The 13,049-nt window shown below is 57.8% G+C and carries 15 protein-coding genes; 4 read left to right on the forward strand and 11 right to left on the reverse strand.

The genetic code is table 11. The features are described 5' to 3' along the window. Nucleotides 1–6: 6 nt before the first annotated feature. The 5 genes from QA644_RS18590 to QA644_RS18610 form a co-directional block, all read right to left on the reverse strand. The gene (locus QA644_RS18590) at nt 7–870 is read right to left on the reverse strand and encodes an RNA polymerase factor sigma-32 (protein WP_022717472.1); all 864 of its coding nucleotides are present in this window, start codon (nt 868–870) and stop codon (nt 7–9) included. A gap of 374 nt (nt 871–1,244) precedes the next feature. After that, nucleotides 1,245–1,817: a CarD family transcriptional regulator gene (locus QA644_RS18595; RefSeq protein WP_022717473.1), complete on the reverse strand. Its 573-nt coding sequence runs from the start codon at nt 1,815–1,817 to the stop codon at nt 1,245–1,247. 399 nt (nt 1,818–2,216) lie between these two features. After that, a complete protein-coding gene (fdxA, locus tag QA644_RS18600) occupies nt 2,217–2,555 on the reverse strand; it encodes a ferredoxin FdxA (protein WP_283069937.1) in 339 nt (112 codons plus the stop codon). 194 nt (nt 2,556–2,749) lie between these two features. Beyond that, nucleotides 2,750–3,154 (reverse strand): RNA-binding S4 domain-containing protein, encoded by a 405-nt coding sequence (locus QA644_RS18605; protein ID WP_239596465.1) that lies wholly within the window; start codon nt 3,152–3,154, stop codon nt 2,750–2,752. Nucleotides 3,155–3,157: 3 nt separating this feature from the next. Beyond that, entirely contained in the window at nt 3,158–6,220 is a 3,063-nt protein-coding gene (locus tag QA644_RS18610; protein ID WP_283069940.1) for a helicase-related protein, read from the reverse strand. Between the two features lie 786 nt (nt 6,221–7,006). Between QA644_RS18610 and QA644_RS18615 the strand changes: the two genes are divergently transcribed. The 3 genes from QA644_RS18615 to QA644_RS18625 all read left to right on the forward strand — a co-directional run bounded on the left by QA644_RS18615 (nt 7,007) and on the right by QA644_RS18625 (nt 7,776). Beyond that, nucleotides 7,007–7,162, forward strand: a complete 156-nt coding sequence (locus tag QA644_RS18615) for a DUF3309 family protein (protein ID WP_022717477.1) — start codon at nt 7,007–7,009, stop codon at nt 7,160–7,162. Nucleotides 7,163–7,188: 26 nt separating this feature from the next. After that, nucleotides 7,189–7,455: a YMGG-like glycine zipper-containing protein gene (locus tag QA644_RS18620; protein WP_194728450.1), complete on the forward strand. Its 267-nt coding sequence runs from the start codon at nt 7,189–7,191 to the stop codon at nt 7,453–7,455. A gap of 174 nt (nt 7,456–7,629) precedes the next feature. Next, entirely contained in the window at nt 7,630–7,776 is a 147-nt protein-coding gene (locus QA644_RS18625) for a hypothetical protein (protein WP_239596462.1), read from the forward strand. Here the strand turns inward: QA644_RS18625 and phbB are convergent. Next, on the reverse strand, nt 7,773–8,498 hold the full coding sequence (phbB, locus tag QA644_RS18630) for an acetoacetyl-CoA reductase (RefSeq protein ID WP_283069943.1): 726 nt from the start codon (nt 8,496–8,498) through the stop codon (nt 7,773–7,775). The two genes, QA644_RS18625 and phbB, sit on opposite strands and share 4 nt — an antisense overlap. A gap of 65 nt (nt 8,499–8,563) precedes the next feature. Beyond that, a complete protein-coding gene (locus QA644_RS18635; protein WP_283069944.1) occupies nt 8,564–9,745 on the reverse strand; it encodes an acetyl-CoA C-acetyltransferase in 1,182 nt (393 codons plus the stop codon). Nucleotides 9,746–9,982: 237 nt separating this feature from the next. On the opposite strand from QA644_RS18635, the gene phaR reads away from it, so the two are divergent. After that, entirely contained in the window at nt 9,983–10,555 is a 573-nt protein-coding gene (gene phaR / locus QA644_RS18640) for a polyhydroxyalkanoate synthesis repressor PhaR (RefSeq protein ID WP_074070018.1), read from the forward strand. Nucleotides 10,556–10,558: 3 nt separating this feature from the next. On the opposite strand, the gene QA644_RS18645 is transcribed toward phaR, so the two are convergent. The 4 genes from QA644_RS18645 to mtgA all read right to left on the reverse strand — a co-directional run bounded on the left by QA644_RS18645 (nt 10,559) and on the right by mtgA (nt 12,923). Then, nucleotides 10,559–10,966 (reverse strand): hypothetical protein, encoded by a 408-nt coding sequence (locus QA644_RS18645; protein WP_039846462.1) that lies wholly within the window; start codon nt 10,964–10,966, stop codon nt 10,559–10,561. 147 nt (nt 10,967–11,113) lie between these two features. Further along, nucleotides 11,114–11,299 (reverse strand): 50S ribosomal protein L32, encoded by a 186-nt coding sequence (gene rpmF, locus QA644_RS18650; protein ID WP_003543812.1) that lies wholly within the window; start codon nt 11,297–11,299, stop codon nt 11,114–11,116. Between the two features lie 155 nt (nt 11,300–11,454). Beyond that, nucleotides 11,455–12,102 (reverse strand): glutathione S-transferase family protein, encoded by a 648-nt coding sequence (locus tag QA644_RS18655; RefSeq protein WP_283069945.1) that lies wholly within the window; start codon nt 12,100–12,102, stop codon nt 11,455–11,457. Between the two features lie 74 nt (nt 12,103–12,176). Next, on the reverse strand, nt 12,177–12,923 hold the full coding sequence (gene mtgA, locus QA644_RS18660) for a monofunctional biosynthetic peptidoglycan transglycosylase (protein WP_283072414.1): 747 nt from the start codon (nt 12,921–12,923) through the stop codon (nt 12,177–12,179). Between the last annotated feature and the right edge of the window lie 126 nt (nt 12,924–13,049).

The raw sequence follows: 13,049 nt of genomic DNA on the forward strand, positions 1-13,049 counted from the left end.
GAGCTTTTAGGCGTGAGCCGCCATATGGGGATCTGCGCTCACAAGCGCGCTGCGCAACTTTTCCATGGCGCGGCTTTCGATCTGGCGAACGCGTTCCTTCGAAATTCCGAGATCGGCGCCGAGTTCCTCGAGCGTCGCACCTTCTTCGGCAAGGCGGCGTGCCGCAATGATCTTCATTTCGCGCTCATTGAGATGTTTCAGCGCCGATGTCAGCCAGATACGGCGACGTTCGCCATCAATCATGTTGGAAACCTGCTCGTCCGGCAACGGATCGTCGCTGACAAGGAAATCCATCTTCTCGGCGCTGTCGGCATCGCCGGAAACCGAAGGCGCCTGCAGCGAGGCGTCATTGCCGGAAAGGCGTGCATCCATCGTCTGGACGTCGGCGAGGCTGACACCGAGGGCAGCCGCGATCTCCTGATGGATGGATTGAAGGGTGAGATGCGAGTCGCCTCTGGCAAGTTTGGCGCGCAGGCGACGCAGATTGAAGAAGAGAGCTTTCTGGGCCGAGCTCGTACCGCCGCGGACAATCGACCAGTTGCGCAGGATGTAATCCTGGATCGACGCGCGAATCCACCAGCTTGCGTAGGTAGAGAAGCGCACCTCGCGCTCCGGCTCAAAGCGGGCGGCCGCTTCCAGCAGGCCAACATAACCTTCCTGGACAAGATCGCTCATCGGCAGGCCGAAATTGCGAAACTTGCCCGCCATCGAAATGACGAGACGCATGTGAGCCATCGCGATCTGGTTGCGGGCACCGCGATCCTCATTGTCCTTCCAGCGAATAGCGAGATCATGTTCTTCTTCGCGAGCAAGATAGGGAGCCGCCATGGCGATTTTGATCATGCGCCGGTCTGCAGACATGTTCTTCATAATCGGTCTCCTAAAAATCAGGCCTCGTGCCCTTGAAAGAAAACAATCAGGTTACTCCCGGACCAAAGCTGCCCGGATCAATCCAGCGTGTGAATGCATAAAGGCCCCGCTCCTGGATTTTTCAGGAGGAGGCCCTATCTCTTTGTCATATGCAGGTAAGGTTGGACCCGTTTCTTCAAGTTGCCGGCCTGGCAAATTGTGGAAGGCATGATCCGCTCCTCATCGAACGTTGACAGGAATGCGAACGTTCGATCAGGCAGATATTTCCCGATGCAATCCGCACGTACAGTGTCTAAACGCGGCTGGCCGGAAAAAGTTCCACAAAAAAACCCGGCTCGCAGGCCGGGCTTTTTGTTAAGGAAAACAATGCAGTATTAAGCGGCTTCGTCCTGCGAATCGTCTTCTTCGATTGCCTTGCCGCGCTTCGGACCCTTGTTGAGATTCATCTCGACGAGACGGACGGCTTCGGTTTCCGACATCTTGTTCACTGCGGCGATTTCGCGCGCCATGCGATCGAGCGCCGCTTCATAGAGCTGACGCTCGGAATAGGATTGCTCGGGCTGATTTTCAGCGCGATAGAGGTCGCGAACGACCTCTGCGATGGAAATCAGGTCACCGGAGTTGATCTTGGCATCATACTCCTGCGCACGGCGGGACCACATGGTACGCTTGACACGTGCCTTACCCTGCACGACCTTCAGGGCGCGCTCGACGAAATCGGTTTCCGAGAGCTTGCGCATGCCGATGCTCATTGCCTTGGCAACCGGAACTTTCAAGCGCATCTTGTCCTTCTCGAAATCGATAACGAAAAGCTCGAGCTTCATGCCGGCGACTTCTTGCTCTTCGATAGCAGTGATGTTACCGACGCCGTGAGCGGGGTATACGATCGATTCACCGGTCTTGAAGCCATGGCGTGCTGCTGAAGGTTTTTTCTGCTGGGTCGTCATACTAATCAAAAACTCCCTGTTACGCGTCCGGCAGCGGCCGGAGCCGGGTCAGTCAGGCCCGGATGAGACGGATCAGCTCCGTCGGGTGACTTCACTCTGGTCCCACCAGACAGAAGCAAAAGATCTCCTTGCGCGCGATCAATGATCGAACAGCTCAAGGCGTTGATATCTCACGGGGAACCGCGTACGGATTTCTTTTGCTTTCGTGATGGTTTTGGGCACGCTTCGTGCCTCAAATGGATCAGTGTGGCAAACCTATCATAAAAATATGAGGAAATCAATAATTTGCTTAACGTGAGTCATGTGGGCAACACATGGCACCCATATGAGCAGAGCATCTTATAAACGTTTACGCCCGCCTTCGGCTCCGATTTCGAGGCTACGCCGGCAAAATAATCATCAATCGCCGGAACCGGGTTTTTCGCTGAAGTACTTCTCGAACTTGCCGGCCTCTCCGTCCCTTTCCTTGGCTTCCGCCATCGGTTCTTTCTTGACGGTGATGTTGGGCCAGCTGCTGGCATATTCAGCATTGATCTTGAGCCACTTGTCGAGCCCAGGCTCGGTATCCGGCTTGATGGCCTCGGCGGGACATTCTGGTTCGCAGACACCGCAGTCGATGCACTCATCCGGGTGGATGACGAGGAAATTTTCGCCCTCATAGAAGCAGTCGACAGGGCAGACTTCCACGCAGTCGGTATATTTGCAGCGAATGCAATTGTCGGTCACGACATAGGTCATGAGGAACTCCAGGATTTTCACGCAAGCGGGGCCGGGCAACCTGGAACGTCGCGCCTTTCCCCTGGCCGGAGGACAGCGTGGACAGGCTTGGGAGGCAAGCACACTGTCCGGCAAGTTGACTTTCACGTATCGGCTTTGTGGTCGAATTTCAAGAATAAACGATCTGTCGATCAGGGCCTGATGGACAGAGTTTTCTAATCCTCGTCCGACATCAGCCTGTCGACTGCGCGCCGCTCCTTTTTCGTCGGCCGGCCGGCGCCCGTCGAACGGATGGCCTGCTCGTAGGGCGTGAGACGTTTTGTCTCACCCTGGGGCGGCGTCAGATCATCGTAAAGCAGTTTTGCCTCTTCGAAGGGCCCACGCCTCTCGCCTGATGCCTTCACGATCAGAACCACATCCCGGCGATCCAGCTTAAGCTCGACACGGTCACCCGCCTTCACGGTCTGGCTGGGTTGTTGGACGCGCTCGCCATTGATGCGAACGTGGCCTGACTGGATGTGGCCTTGCGCCAGAGAGCGAGATTTCACCATGCGCGTGAAAAACAGCCACTTGTCGATGCGCTGACGCGAACCGCTTCCTGGCTGTGTCTCCCCGCTCATCGGCTACTTCTTCATCTGCTCCTTCAAGGCAGCGAGCTTTGCGAAAGGAGAATCCGGATCGATCGGCTTTTCCTTGCGCGGCGCCTTTGCCTCGAAGCGCAACGGCTGCGAGCCGTTGCGATTGTTGTTGCGGTCGTTGCGATCCTTGCGGTCGCCGCGATCCTGACGATCGCCCCGCTGCTCGTTGCGATCGCCCCGAGCCTGGTGCGGCTTGCCGCCGTCGCGGCGTTTGCCGTCCCGGCCTTCGCCACGATTGCCTTCTGCGCCTTCACCCCCGCCGTGGCGGCGGTTGCCCTGCTGCTGACGGTCACCACCGCGGCGTTCCCCGGGACCGCGTGCTTGGCGATGATTGTCGTTGCGTCCGCCAAGACGCCACAAAAGGACAGGTTTCGGTTCGACAGGTTCAGCGGCTTCCGCAGATTCAGTCGCGGATGCTTCGCTCGCCGCAGGCTCGACAGCAGGTTTTTCTTCTGCAGCCGGCGCCACGGAAGCAGCTTCTTCCGATGTGCTGTCGGCATCGTCATGATCGGCTTTCTCGGCGGCCTCTTCCCCAGAGGTTTCGGCTGCCGGGGCAGCGGAAGCATCGTGGGCAGCAAGATGACCTGCCGCATCCTCGGCCGTCACGGCATCGGCGCGATAGCCGAGGCCCTTGAGGATCTCTTCCATGTCCTCCAGCGTCGCGCCGAGGATCGAAAGCATCGCAGTGGTGGTCGTGAAGCGGCGGCCATCATAAGCGCCTTCCGGCCGGTTCGCCTGACCCGGCTTCCACTGCAGCAACGGACGGATGATATCCGCAAGCCGCTCGAGAATATCGATGCGAACGGCACGCTTGCCGAGAAAACGGAAGCCGGCGAGCTTATAGAACGTGCGCTCGAAGCCCGGATCGGTCACGACGGACGTGCGGCCGGCAGCCAGCACCGGAATGAGGTCGCCATAGCCCGGTTTTTCGAGGCCGTCATTTTTCAAGGCCCAGAGCAGCGTGATGAGTTCAGCCGGAGCCGGCTTCAAAAGCGCAGGGACGAAAATGTGGTAGGCGCCGAAGCGAACACCATAACGGCGCATGGAGGCGCGCGCGTCCTGATCCAGCGACTTCACCTCTTCCGTCACATCGCGGCGGAAGAGCACACCGAGATTTTCGACGAGCTGGAAGGCGAGGCCCTTGGCAAGGCCCTGTAGGTCTTCAGCACGCGAAAGATCATCGAGCGGCTTCAAAACCGTGCTGATATGGTGATTGACGAAGCGTTCGACGCGGGCTGCAACGTGCTCGCGCGCGTTGCCCGTCAGCTGTTCGTCGGCAAGCAGGATGACGCGAGGACGCATGACGTGCTCGCTGCCCGCAAGGCGCGCAACCGGATCGCCGATCCACCGGATGAGGCCGTCGGCGCTGATCGCCAGATCGCTGTTGCCCGCAGCATGGAGGCGCGCGGCGCGTGCCTCGAATTCCAGGGCAAGCGCCTTTTGCGATGCCGTTTGGATCGCCTTGGCGTCCGATCCGTCCGCACCCGAAATTGGGGTAAACCGGAACCCGGACAACTGCCCCACATGATGTCCTTCAACAAAGACATCGCCATTCACACTGATTTCAGCTTCCAGCATCGCATTCTCTCTCAGGCGCTTCATGAGCACAGATGTCCTGCGATCAACAAAGCGTTTCGTCAACCTTTCATGTAACGCATCGGACAATCGATCCTCGATTTCCCGCGTCTTTTCCTGCCAGTGTGTCGGATCGGCAAGCCATCCGGGCCGATTCGACACATAAGTCCATGTTCTTATCTGCGCGATTCGCGCCGAAAGCGTGTCAATTTCGCCATCCGTGCGATCGGCTCTCTGCACTTGCTCCGCGAGAAACTGCTCGTTCACCGTGCCATAGCGCACAAGATCGGAAAAGAGCGTCGAGATCAGGTCAGCATGCTGTGCAGGGGTGATACGCCGATAATCAGGCAGTGCGCAAGTTTCCCAAAGCTTCTCCACGCGCTGCGGATTTGTAGCCAGATCTATGATTTCCGGATAGCGCGTCAGATGTTCAAGCGCTTGCTGGTCGACGGCGGGCAAAGCCCGCGTCAAACCTTCAGCGCTCGGCGGACGTTCAAGACTCGCCCGCAATGATTGTATCGACGAGAAATCAAGCTCTTTCGTGCGCCACTGCAAGACCCTGACATTGTCGAACTCGTGCGCTTCTATCCGCTGCGCCAATTCCTCATCGAACGGCTGCACTTGGCCTGTTACCCCGAATGTACCGTCACGCACGTGGCGGCCGGCACGTCCGGCAACCTGGCCGAGTTCGGCAGGATTGAGATTGCGGAACTGATAGCCGTCGAACTTGCGGTCCTGCGCGAACGCCACGTGATCGACATCGAGATTGAGGCCCATGCCGATCGCATCGGTTGCGACGAGATATTCAACATCGCCGGCCTGATAAAGCGCAACTTGAGAATTTCGGGTGCGGGGACTGAGGGCACCGAGAACAACCGCAGCACCCCCTCGCTGGCGGCGGATCAATTCGGCAATGGCGTAGACCTCATCTGCCGAAAAGGCGACGATCACCGAGCGCTGAGGAAGACGGGTGATCTTCTTTTGACCCGCGTAGAAGAGGTGCGAAAGCCGCGGCCTCTCAACGACCGTGATGCCCGGCAGGAGCTGCTGCAGGATCGGCCGCATCGTGTCGGCGCCTAGAAGCAGCGTTTCGTCGCGGCCCCGCAAATGGAAAATACGGTCGGTGAAGATGTGGCCGCGCTCAAGGTCGCCTGCAAGCTGGACCTCATCGATCGCGACAAAGGCGGCCTTGGTTTCACGCGGCATGGCTTCGACCGTGCAAACCGAAAAGCGCGCAGTCGGCGGCGAGATCTTCTCCTCGCCGGTCACGAGGGCGACATTCTGCACTCCCACCTTTTCGACGACACGCGTATAGACTTCACGTGCCAGCAAACGCAGCGGCAGGCCGATCACGCCGGTGCCGTGGGCTACCATGCGCTCGATGGCGTAATGGGTCTTGCCCGTATTGGTAGGGCCGAGCACCGCGGTCACGCCGCGCCCGCTCAGTATCATGGGCTGCGATGTCAGTGTCATTGTCCATGCAAGTGAGGCGGGGGAGCCTCGGGGTCAAGTGCGCTCCGTTCCCGAAGCAGACAACACATGGACAGCCGGCCGACTAAACGCAAGAGCCGTCCTCTAAAATCAGCTGCAAACTTGATTCAGGAAATGCCGCTAAGTGACTGTTTTAAGATTCGGAACAGCGCGAGAACGAATCAGCGACGAATCGGTGACTCGCGGTGATTCAGCTTTTGTTCACGGCTAAGTATTGGTTTTGAATCGGTTTTTCCTACTAGATGCTGAATCGGCATCAGGCGCTGGATAGCTCGAAATGCTGCTCGCGTTAACGTTCTTGCCGAGAGCGAACATGGACGAGAAACAGCTGGGAAAACTGCCCGGAATTGATGCTGCGGCCCGAAGCCGGAACGATCGGCGGCGAACCGCAAAGGCAACGTTGCCTCCGATTTCGGAAGCCGGATTCATATTCGACTAACGCTTCACGCGATCGCATTAACATTTCGATCAAATCCGGAACGAATCGCTGACGAATCAGCGACATCGCGATTTTCCCGGTTCGTTCACCGCAACATATTGTATTGAAATCGAATTCTAACCATAAAACCACTCCGAAGCGTTGGTCGCTCGGCACGGCCATCGGCGGTCCTTTTAACGATCGTCGCTTCTCTTGATCACCGTTCTTGATCCTCGTCCTAAGCAGAAAACCGCCGCCGCTTGCATATTGCGGAGCTTAGCCGGGAACAAAAATCGCGGATGCGTGTTTATTGTCCATTCGGACTCACGATGAGTTGAAGGAATCGCAACATGCTCGGAACGATACTTCTCATTATCCTTATTCTGCTTTTGATTGGTGCTCTCCCGAATTGGGGATACAGCCGTGGTTGGGGCTATGGACCTTCCGGGGGTTTGGGGCTAGTTCTCATCATCATAATTATCCTTGTCTTAATGGGCCGGATTTAACGGCTAGGTAAATGGGAGTGAAAGTCATGATGAAAAAAATTGCGATTGTAGCCGCCCTTGTAGGCGCCCTTGCATCCTGCACGCCGACGGAAAGAGGGACGGCCATTGGCGCTGGTACAGGCGCAATCATTGGCGGTGCTGTCACCGACAGCTGGGGTGGCGCTGCAGTCGGTGCAGTTGCTGGCGGCCTTACTGGTGCTCTTATCGGCCAGTCCGTGGAACGCCGCGGCTACTGCGTCTATCGCGACCGCTACGGCCGCCGCTACGAAGCACGCTGCCCGCGCCGTTATTAAGTATTGCCGTTGAAATGAATGCAAACGGGCGCCTCGGCGCCCGTTTTTTGTTGCGTGTCGTCAACAGCATGTTGACGATCGGTCGTGAAAGTCAAATCTACTCTACCACAGGGATGAGGCGCATATTCCTTCCATAACACCGCAACGATTGCCGCTTAGGCAAGGAATGCTTCCATGGTTCAGATCATTTTGAATGCCGCTGTCGCCGTTCTTGTTGCGGCAGCGTTTCTCACGACAGCCTCTGCTGCGCTTTGCGGCGGTGACAGCCGTACGCAAAGAGTACCAGTCAGGGCAAATATCAGGCGTCCGCGCGGCAACTAAACGAAGAACTGCCCGCCGTTCGCCGAAAGCGTCGAGCCGGTGATAAAGCCGGCATCGTCGGAGATGAGAAAGGCAACGCAGCGCGCGACTTCCTCCGGCTCGCCAAGGCGCCCGACCGGAATCTGGGGAATGATCCGCTCGTTGAGCACTTTCTCCGGAACGGCGAGGACCATTTCTGTGCCGATATAGCCAGGGCAGACGGCGTTCACCGTAATGTTCTTCGCTGCCCCCTCCTGGGCAAGTGCTTTCGTAAAGCCGAGATCACCCGCCTTGGCAGCCGAATAGTTCACCTGCCCAATCTGGCCCTTTTGGCCATTGATGGAAGAGATGTTGACGATGCGTCCGAAGCTGCGGTCGCGCATCCCGCCCCAGACGTGGTGCGTCATGTTGAAGAGGCCGGTAAGGTTTGTATTGATGACCTCATGCCATTGCTGCGGCGTCATCTTGTGAAACATTGCGTCGCGCGTAATGCCGGCATTGTTGACCAGCACCTCGATGCCGCCGAGTTCTGCCTCCACCTTTGCGACCCCTTCGCCGCAAGCGACGTAATCGGAAACATCCCACTTGAAGACCGGGATGCCGGTCACGTCATGGAAGGCCCTCGCCTTCTCGTCGTTGCCGGCATAACTGGCGGCGACCTTATAGCCCGCATTCCTAAGTGCCATCGAAATGGCGGCACCGATGCCGCGCGTGCCACCGGTGACCAAAACCACTCTGCTCATGCTTCGCTCCCCTCTCGGTCATTCGCCTTTGATCAGGCGTTCTCGAATCATCAATCGCATACTATTCAAAGTGCCTCGAAGCACATGGCGACACCCATGCCGCCACCGATGCAAAGTGTCGCAAGACCCTTCTTGGCACTGCGCCGCTTCATTTCGAACAGCAGCGTGTTGAGAACCCGCGCTCCGGACGCACCGATCGGATGACCGATCGCGATTGCGCCGCCATTGACGTTGACGATCGCCGGATCCCAGCCAAGATCCTTGTTCACAGCGCAAGCTTGAGCGGCAAAGGCCTCGTTCGCCTCGACCAGGTCGAGATCGCCGACGGACCAGCCAGCCTTCTCGAGCGCCCTGCGCGACGCAGGGATCGGGCCAGTACCCATGATCTGAGGATCCACACCAGCCGTCGCCCAGGAAACGATGCGCGCCAGCGGCTGGATGCCGCGCCTGGCGGCCTCCGCTTCCGTCATCAGGATCGCGGCTGCCGCGCCGTCATTGAGGCCCGATGCATTGCCAGCCGTCACCGTGCCCTCTTTGTCGAAAGCCGGACGAAGCTTGCCCATCGCATCGAGTGTTGCACCGTGACGGATGTACTCGTCCGCATCCACCGTCACATCGCCCTTGCGTGTCTGGATGACGAAGGGAACGATCTCATCCTTGAAGCGGCCTTCCTTCTGGGCCGCTTCCGCCTTGTTCTGAGATGAAACCGCAAACTGATCCTGGTCGTCGCGGGAAAGTTGCCACTGGCGGGCGACGTTCTCGGCGGTGGTGCCCATGTGGTAGCCGTAAAAAGCGTCTGTCAGGCCGTCCTTGATCATGGTGTCGACCATCTTCATGTCGCCCATCTTCGTACCGCCACGCAGATGCGCGGCATGCGGAGCCATCGACATGGATTCCTGGCCGCCGGCGACGATGATCTTCGCATCCCCAAGCGCGATCTGCTGCATTCCGAGGGCGACTGCCCGAAGGCCCGAACCGCAAAGCTGGTTGACGCTCCAGGCGGTAGCCTCGTTCGGAACGCCCGCTTTTATGGCCGCCTGGCGCGCTGGATTTTGGCCCTCGCCTGCTTGAAGCACCTGGCCAAGGATAACCTCGTCGACCTCGGCTGCGTCGACGCCTGCGCGTTCGAGCACAGCTTTGAGGGCGGCAGCCCCAAGCTCATGCGCCGGAACCGTGGCGAATGCACCATTGAAAGAGCCGACCGCTGTACGGGCCGCGCTGGCGATGACGATGGATGAACTGCTCATAAAGGCCTCCTCGTTTTCCTTCAGTATACATAGGTCGAAACTGGCAAAGCTTCAGCCCTAAGTCAAACGAGAAGGCGATTGCGGCAATTTTCGCTGCGGCTTGCGAACATGCCAATTATCCCTTTTCTCAAAGGGGTTGCCGCATCGCACAAAGAGATTGTCACCAGGCTTCTTTTGCGTCTACAGTCTGTTACGGAGGAATATCCATGACAATCAGACGGGGTTCAGGAGACTGATATGGCGAAGAACGAGGGTCAAATAGTCATCAAGAAATACGCCAACCGCCGCCTCTACAATACAGGCACCAGCACCTATGTGACGCTGGAAGATCTGGCGGAGATGGTGAAGAAGGGAGAGGATTTTACGGTACAGGACGCAAAGAGCGGTGATGACATCACACATTCCGTTTTGACCCAGATCATTTTCGAGCAGGAATCAAAAACCGGAAATACGCTGCTGCCGATTTCCTTCCTGCGCCAGCTCATCAGCTATTACGGCGATCAGATGCAGATGGTCGTTCCGAGCTTCCTCGAACATTCCATGCGCGCCTTCACCGAACAGCAGGCGCAGATGCGCGAACAGGTGAACCGCGCCTTCGGCGAGTCACCGCTCGGCAAGAACCTGCAGCTGCCGATGCAGATGGTCGAGGACCAGGTCCGCCGCAACACCGAGATGTTTCAGAAGGCCATGCAGATGTTCTCTCCCTTCATGACCCCTCCCGCCAAGGAATCGAAGAAGGCGGAGGCGAAGGATATCGACGAGTTGAAGGAACAGCTGCGCGCCCTGCAGAACAAGCTCGACAATCTCTAAGGTTCAAAGCCCGATCGAAACATCGCGGCCGGCACTGCGGATCGAGACTGCAAACCCGCCGATCACGTCGATCAGCGCAATCGTCATCAAGATGAAGAAGACCTGTGTTGCCGCATCCTGGACGAGAAGGAACTCGACCAGGAAAGCGATGAAGACCAGCATCGACAGCATGTGATTGACAAGGCTGCCGGATCCGTTGCGGGTGGCCTTCAATATCTCGAAGAACAGGATGACCAGCGCCACGACGATGAAGAGATCGCCGAGCGCCATGCTCCAGATCGCACCGGAGATCATCGAAAGCACCATGATGTCATGCTGGAGCGCGGGAATGCCTCCGCCACCCATCAAACCGGCCATCGTCATGTTGTAAAGAATAAACGGGATTACCATCAGCGGCATTACAGCGATCATTGAGCCATGTCCCCTATTTCGACGGGAATACTGCAGCAGATCACAGCACCACTTCAAGGCATCGGAAATGCAATAATGCTCAAAAGCAAAAAGGCCGGCGTTTGAAGCCGGCCTTTTCGAATCCTGGCTGTGCCAGAATTTGGAAGCTTATGCGCTTTCCTTCGGCGTCAGAACCTGGCGGCCACGATACATACCGGTCTTCAGATCGATATGGTGCGGGCGGCGCAGTTCGCCGGAATTCTTGTCTTCCACGTAGGTCGGAGCCTTCAGGGCGTCTGCAGAACGGCGCATACCGCGCTTGGACGGGCTCGTTTTTCTCTTCGGTACAGCCATTTTACGTACTCCAATTCACAGGCAACACATTCCCGGCCAAGCTGGCGGCCGAAACGGACGTATCGCGATTTCGGAAATTTTGCGCGCTTATACATGCCCTGAAGGTGGTTGACCAGTCCCCAAACAGATTTTTTGCGATTCTCGTGAATTCAACCTCAGACCTCGTCTTTCGGCACGCTCCAGGGTTCGGCCCGGGCCGCAGCTTCCCACTTCAGCCAGGCAGGATGCGCCTTTAGCGCCGACATATAACTCAACGTATCGCTGGCAGTTACAAGGTCATAGGTATCGAAGCGGCTGACGACCGGCGCAAACATCGCGTCGGCTGCCGAAAATCCGCCAAACAGAAACGGTCCGCCCGAGCGGCCGCGCAACTCGCGAAAAATGGTTTCGATCCGCACGACATCGGCCATCACGCCATCCGCAAGTGCGATCTTGCCTCGCTCGCGCCGGATATTCATCGGACAGGCGCCTCTCAGCGCTCCGAAACCCGAAAGCATCTCCATCGAGACCGAACGCGCCACCGCGCGCTGTGCGCGATCCTTGGGCCAAAGCCCCGCCTCGGGATAAAGGTCGGAGACGTAGTCGATGATCGAGAGCGATTCCCATACTCGCAGGCTGCCATGGAGTAGAACCGGCACCCTGCCCGTGGGAGAGATTTCCCTGATGCGCGGATTGCCTGCGGGAAAATCAAAGGGGATCAGAATTTCTTCGAACGGAATGCCCGTTGCTTCCATCGCAATCCATGGCCGGAACGACCACGAGGAGTAATTCTTGTTTCCGATATAGAGGGTAAGGCTATCCATGAAGCATCCGCAAATTGATTTCGCAGCCGAATTTAGCGGCGCCCGGCTAAAGCGACCAATGAATAATTCATGCCTCAATCATAAAGACATCTGATGTAATCGCCGGAACCTTGAGCCCGGCGCTCGATGACCGAGGCAAGCGTGCGAAGGCCGCGGCGGGGCTTTGCGGCGTTCCGGTCGATCGGGTTCGGAAGAGAAACGGCCAAAAGCGCTGCTTGGCGTCGCGAGAGCTTGGAAGCCGGTACCTTGAAATGATAGCGCGCCGCCGCCTCGATGCCGTAGATACCCGGTCCCCACTCGGCGATGTTGAGATAGATCTCCATCAGCCGGCGTTTGGTCCAGACGAGGTCAGAGGCGACCGCCAGCGGCAGTTCAAGCGCCTTGCGCACAAAGGAGCGGCCATTCCACAGAAATAGGTTCTTGGCCGTCTGCATGGGGATTGTGCTGCCGCCGCGGGTCGCTTCGCCGTCGAGGGTCTCTGCGACCAGCTCCTGCATTTCACCCCAGTCGACCCCGCCGTGGAAACAGTATTGACCATCCTCGGACATCATCACGGACTGAACGAGAACCGGCGAGATGTCGTCCAAAGAGACCCATTGCCGGTCGTAGCCGCGCAGGAGCACGATGTCGCGCAGCATCAGCGTCGAGACGGGATGAATAAAAGGGATCAGATAAACAAAGATCAGAACATAGGGCAGGACTAGAAATCCGGCGGTCGCAAGGACGATGCGCGTCATGATCGACCGGCTGCGCAGCCAAGCGAACAAACGGCGATGAGCCGGCATCGCAATGCTGTCCTCTCTTTCCGGCGATATGTCCAATACGTGTAAGCCCAACACCTGTTCCCTTCGCTCTCATAGCGTTTGCTGGTCGTGAAGGCCAGATGCAAAGGAAATCTTGCTGTGATCATTGACAATTCCGTTGCAACGGCGCCACTGCTCATGCCA

It is taken from the genome of Rhizobium sp. CC1099, from assembly GCF_029714385.1.
Taxonomy (GTDB): Bacteria; Pseudomonadota; Alphaproteobacteria; order Rhizobiales; family Rhizobiaceae; genus Rhizobium.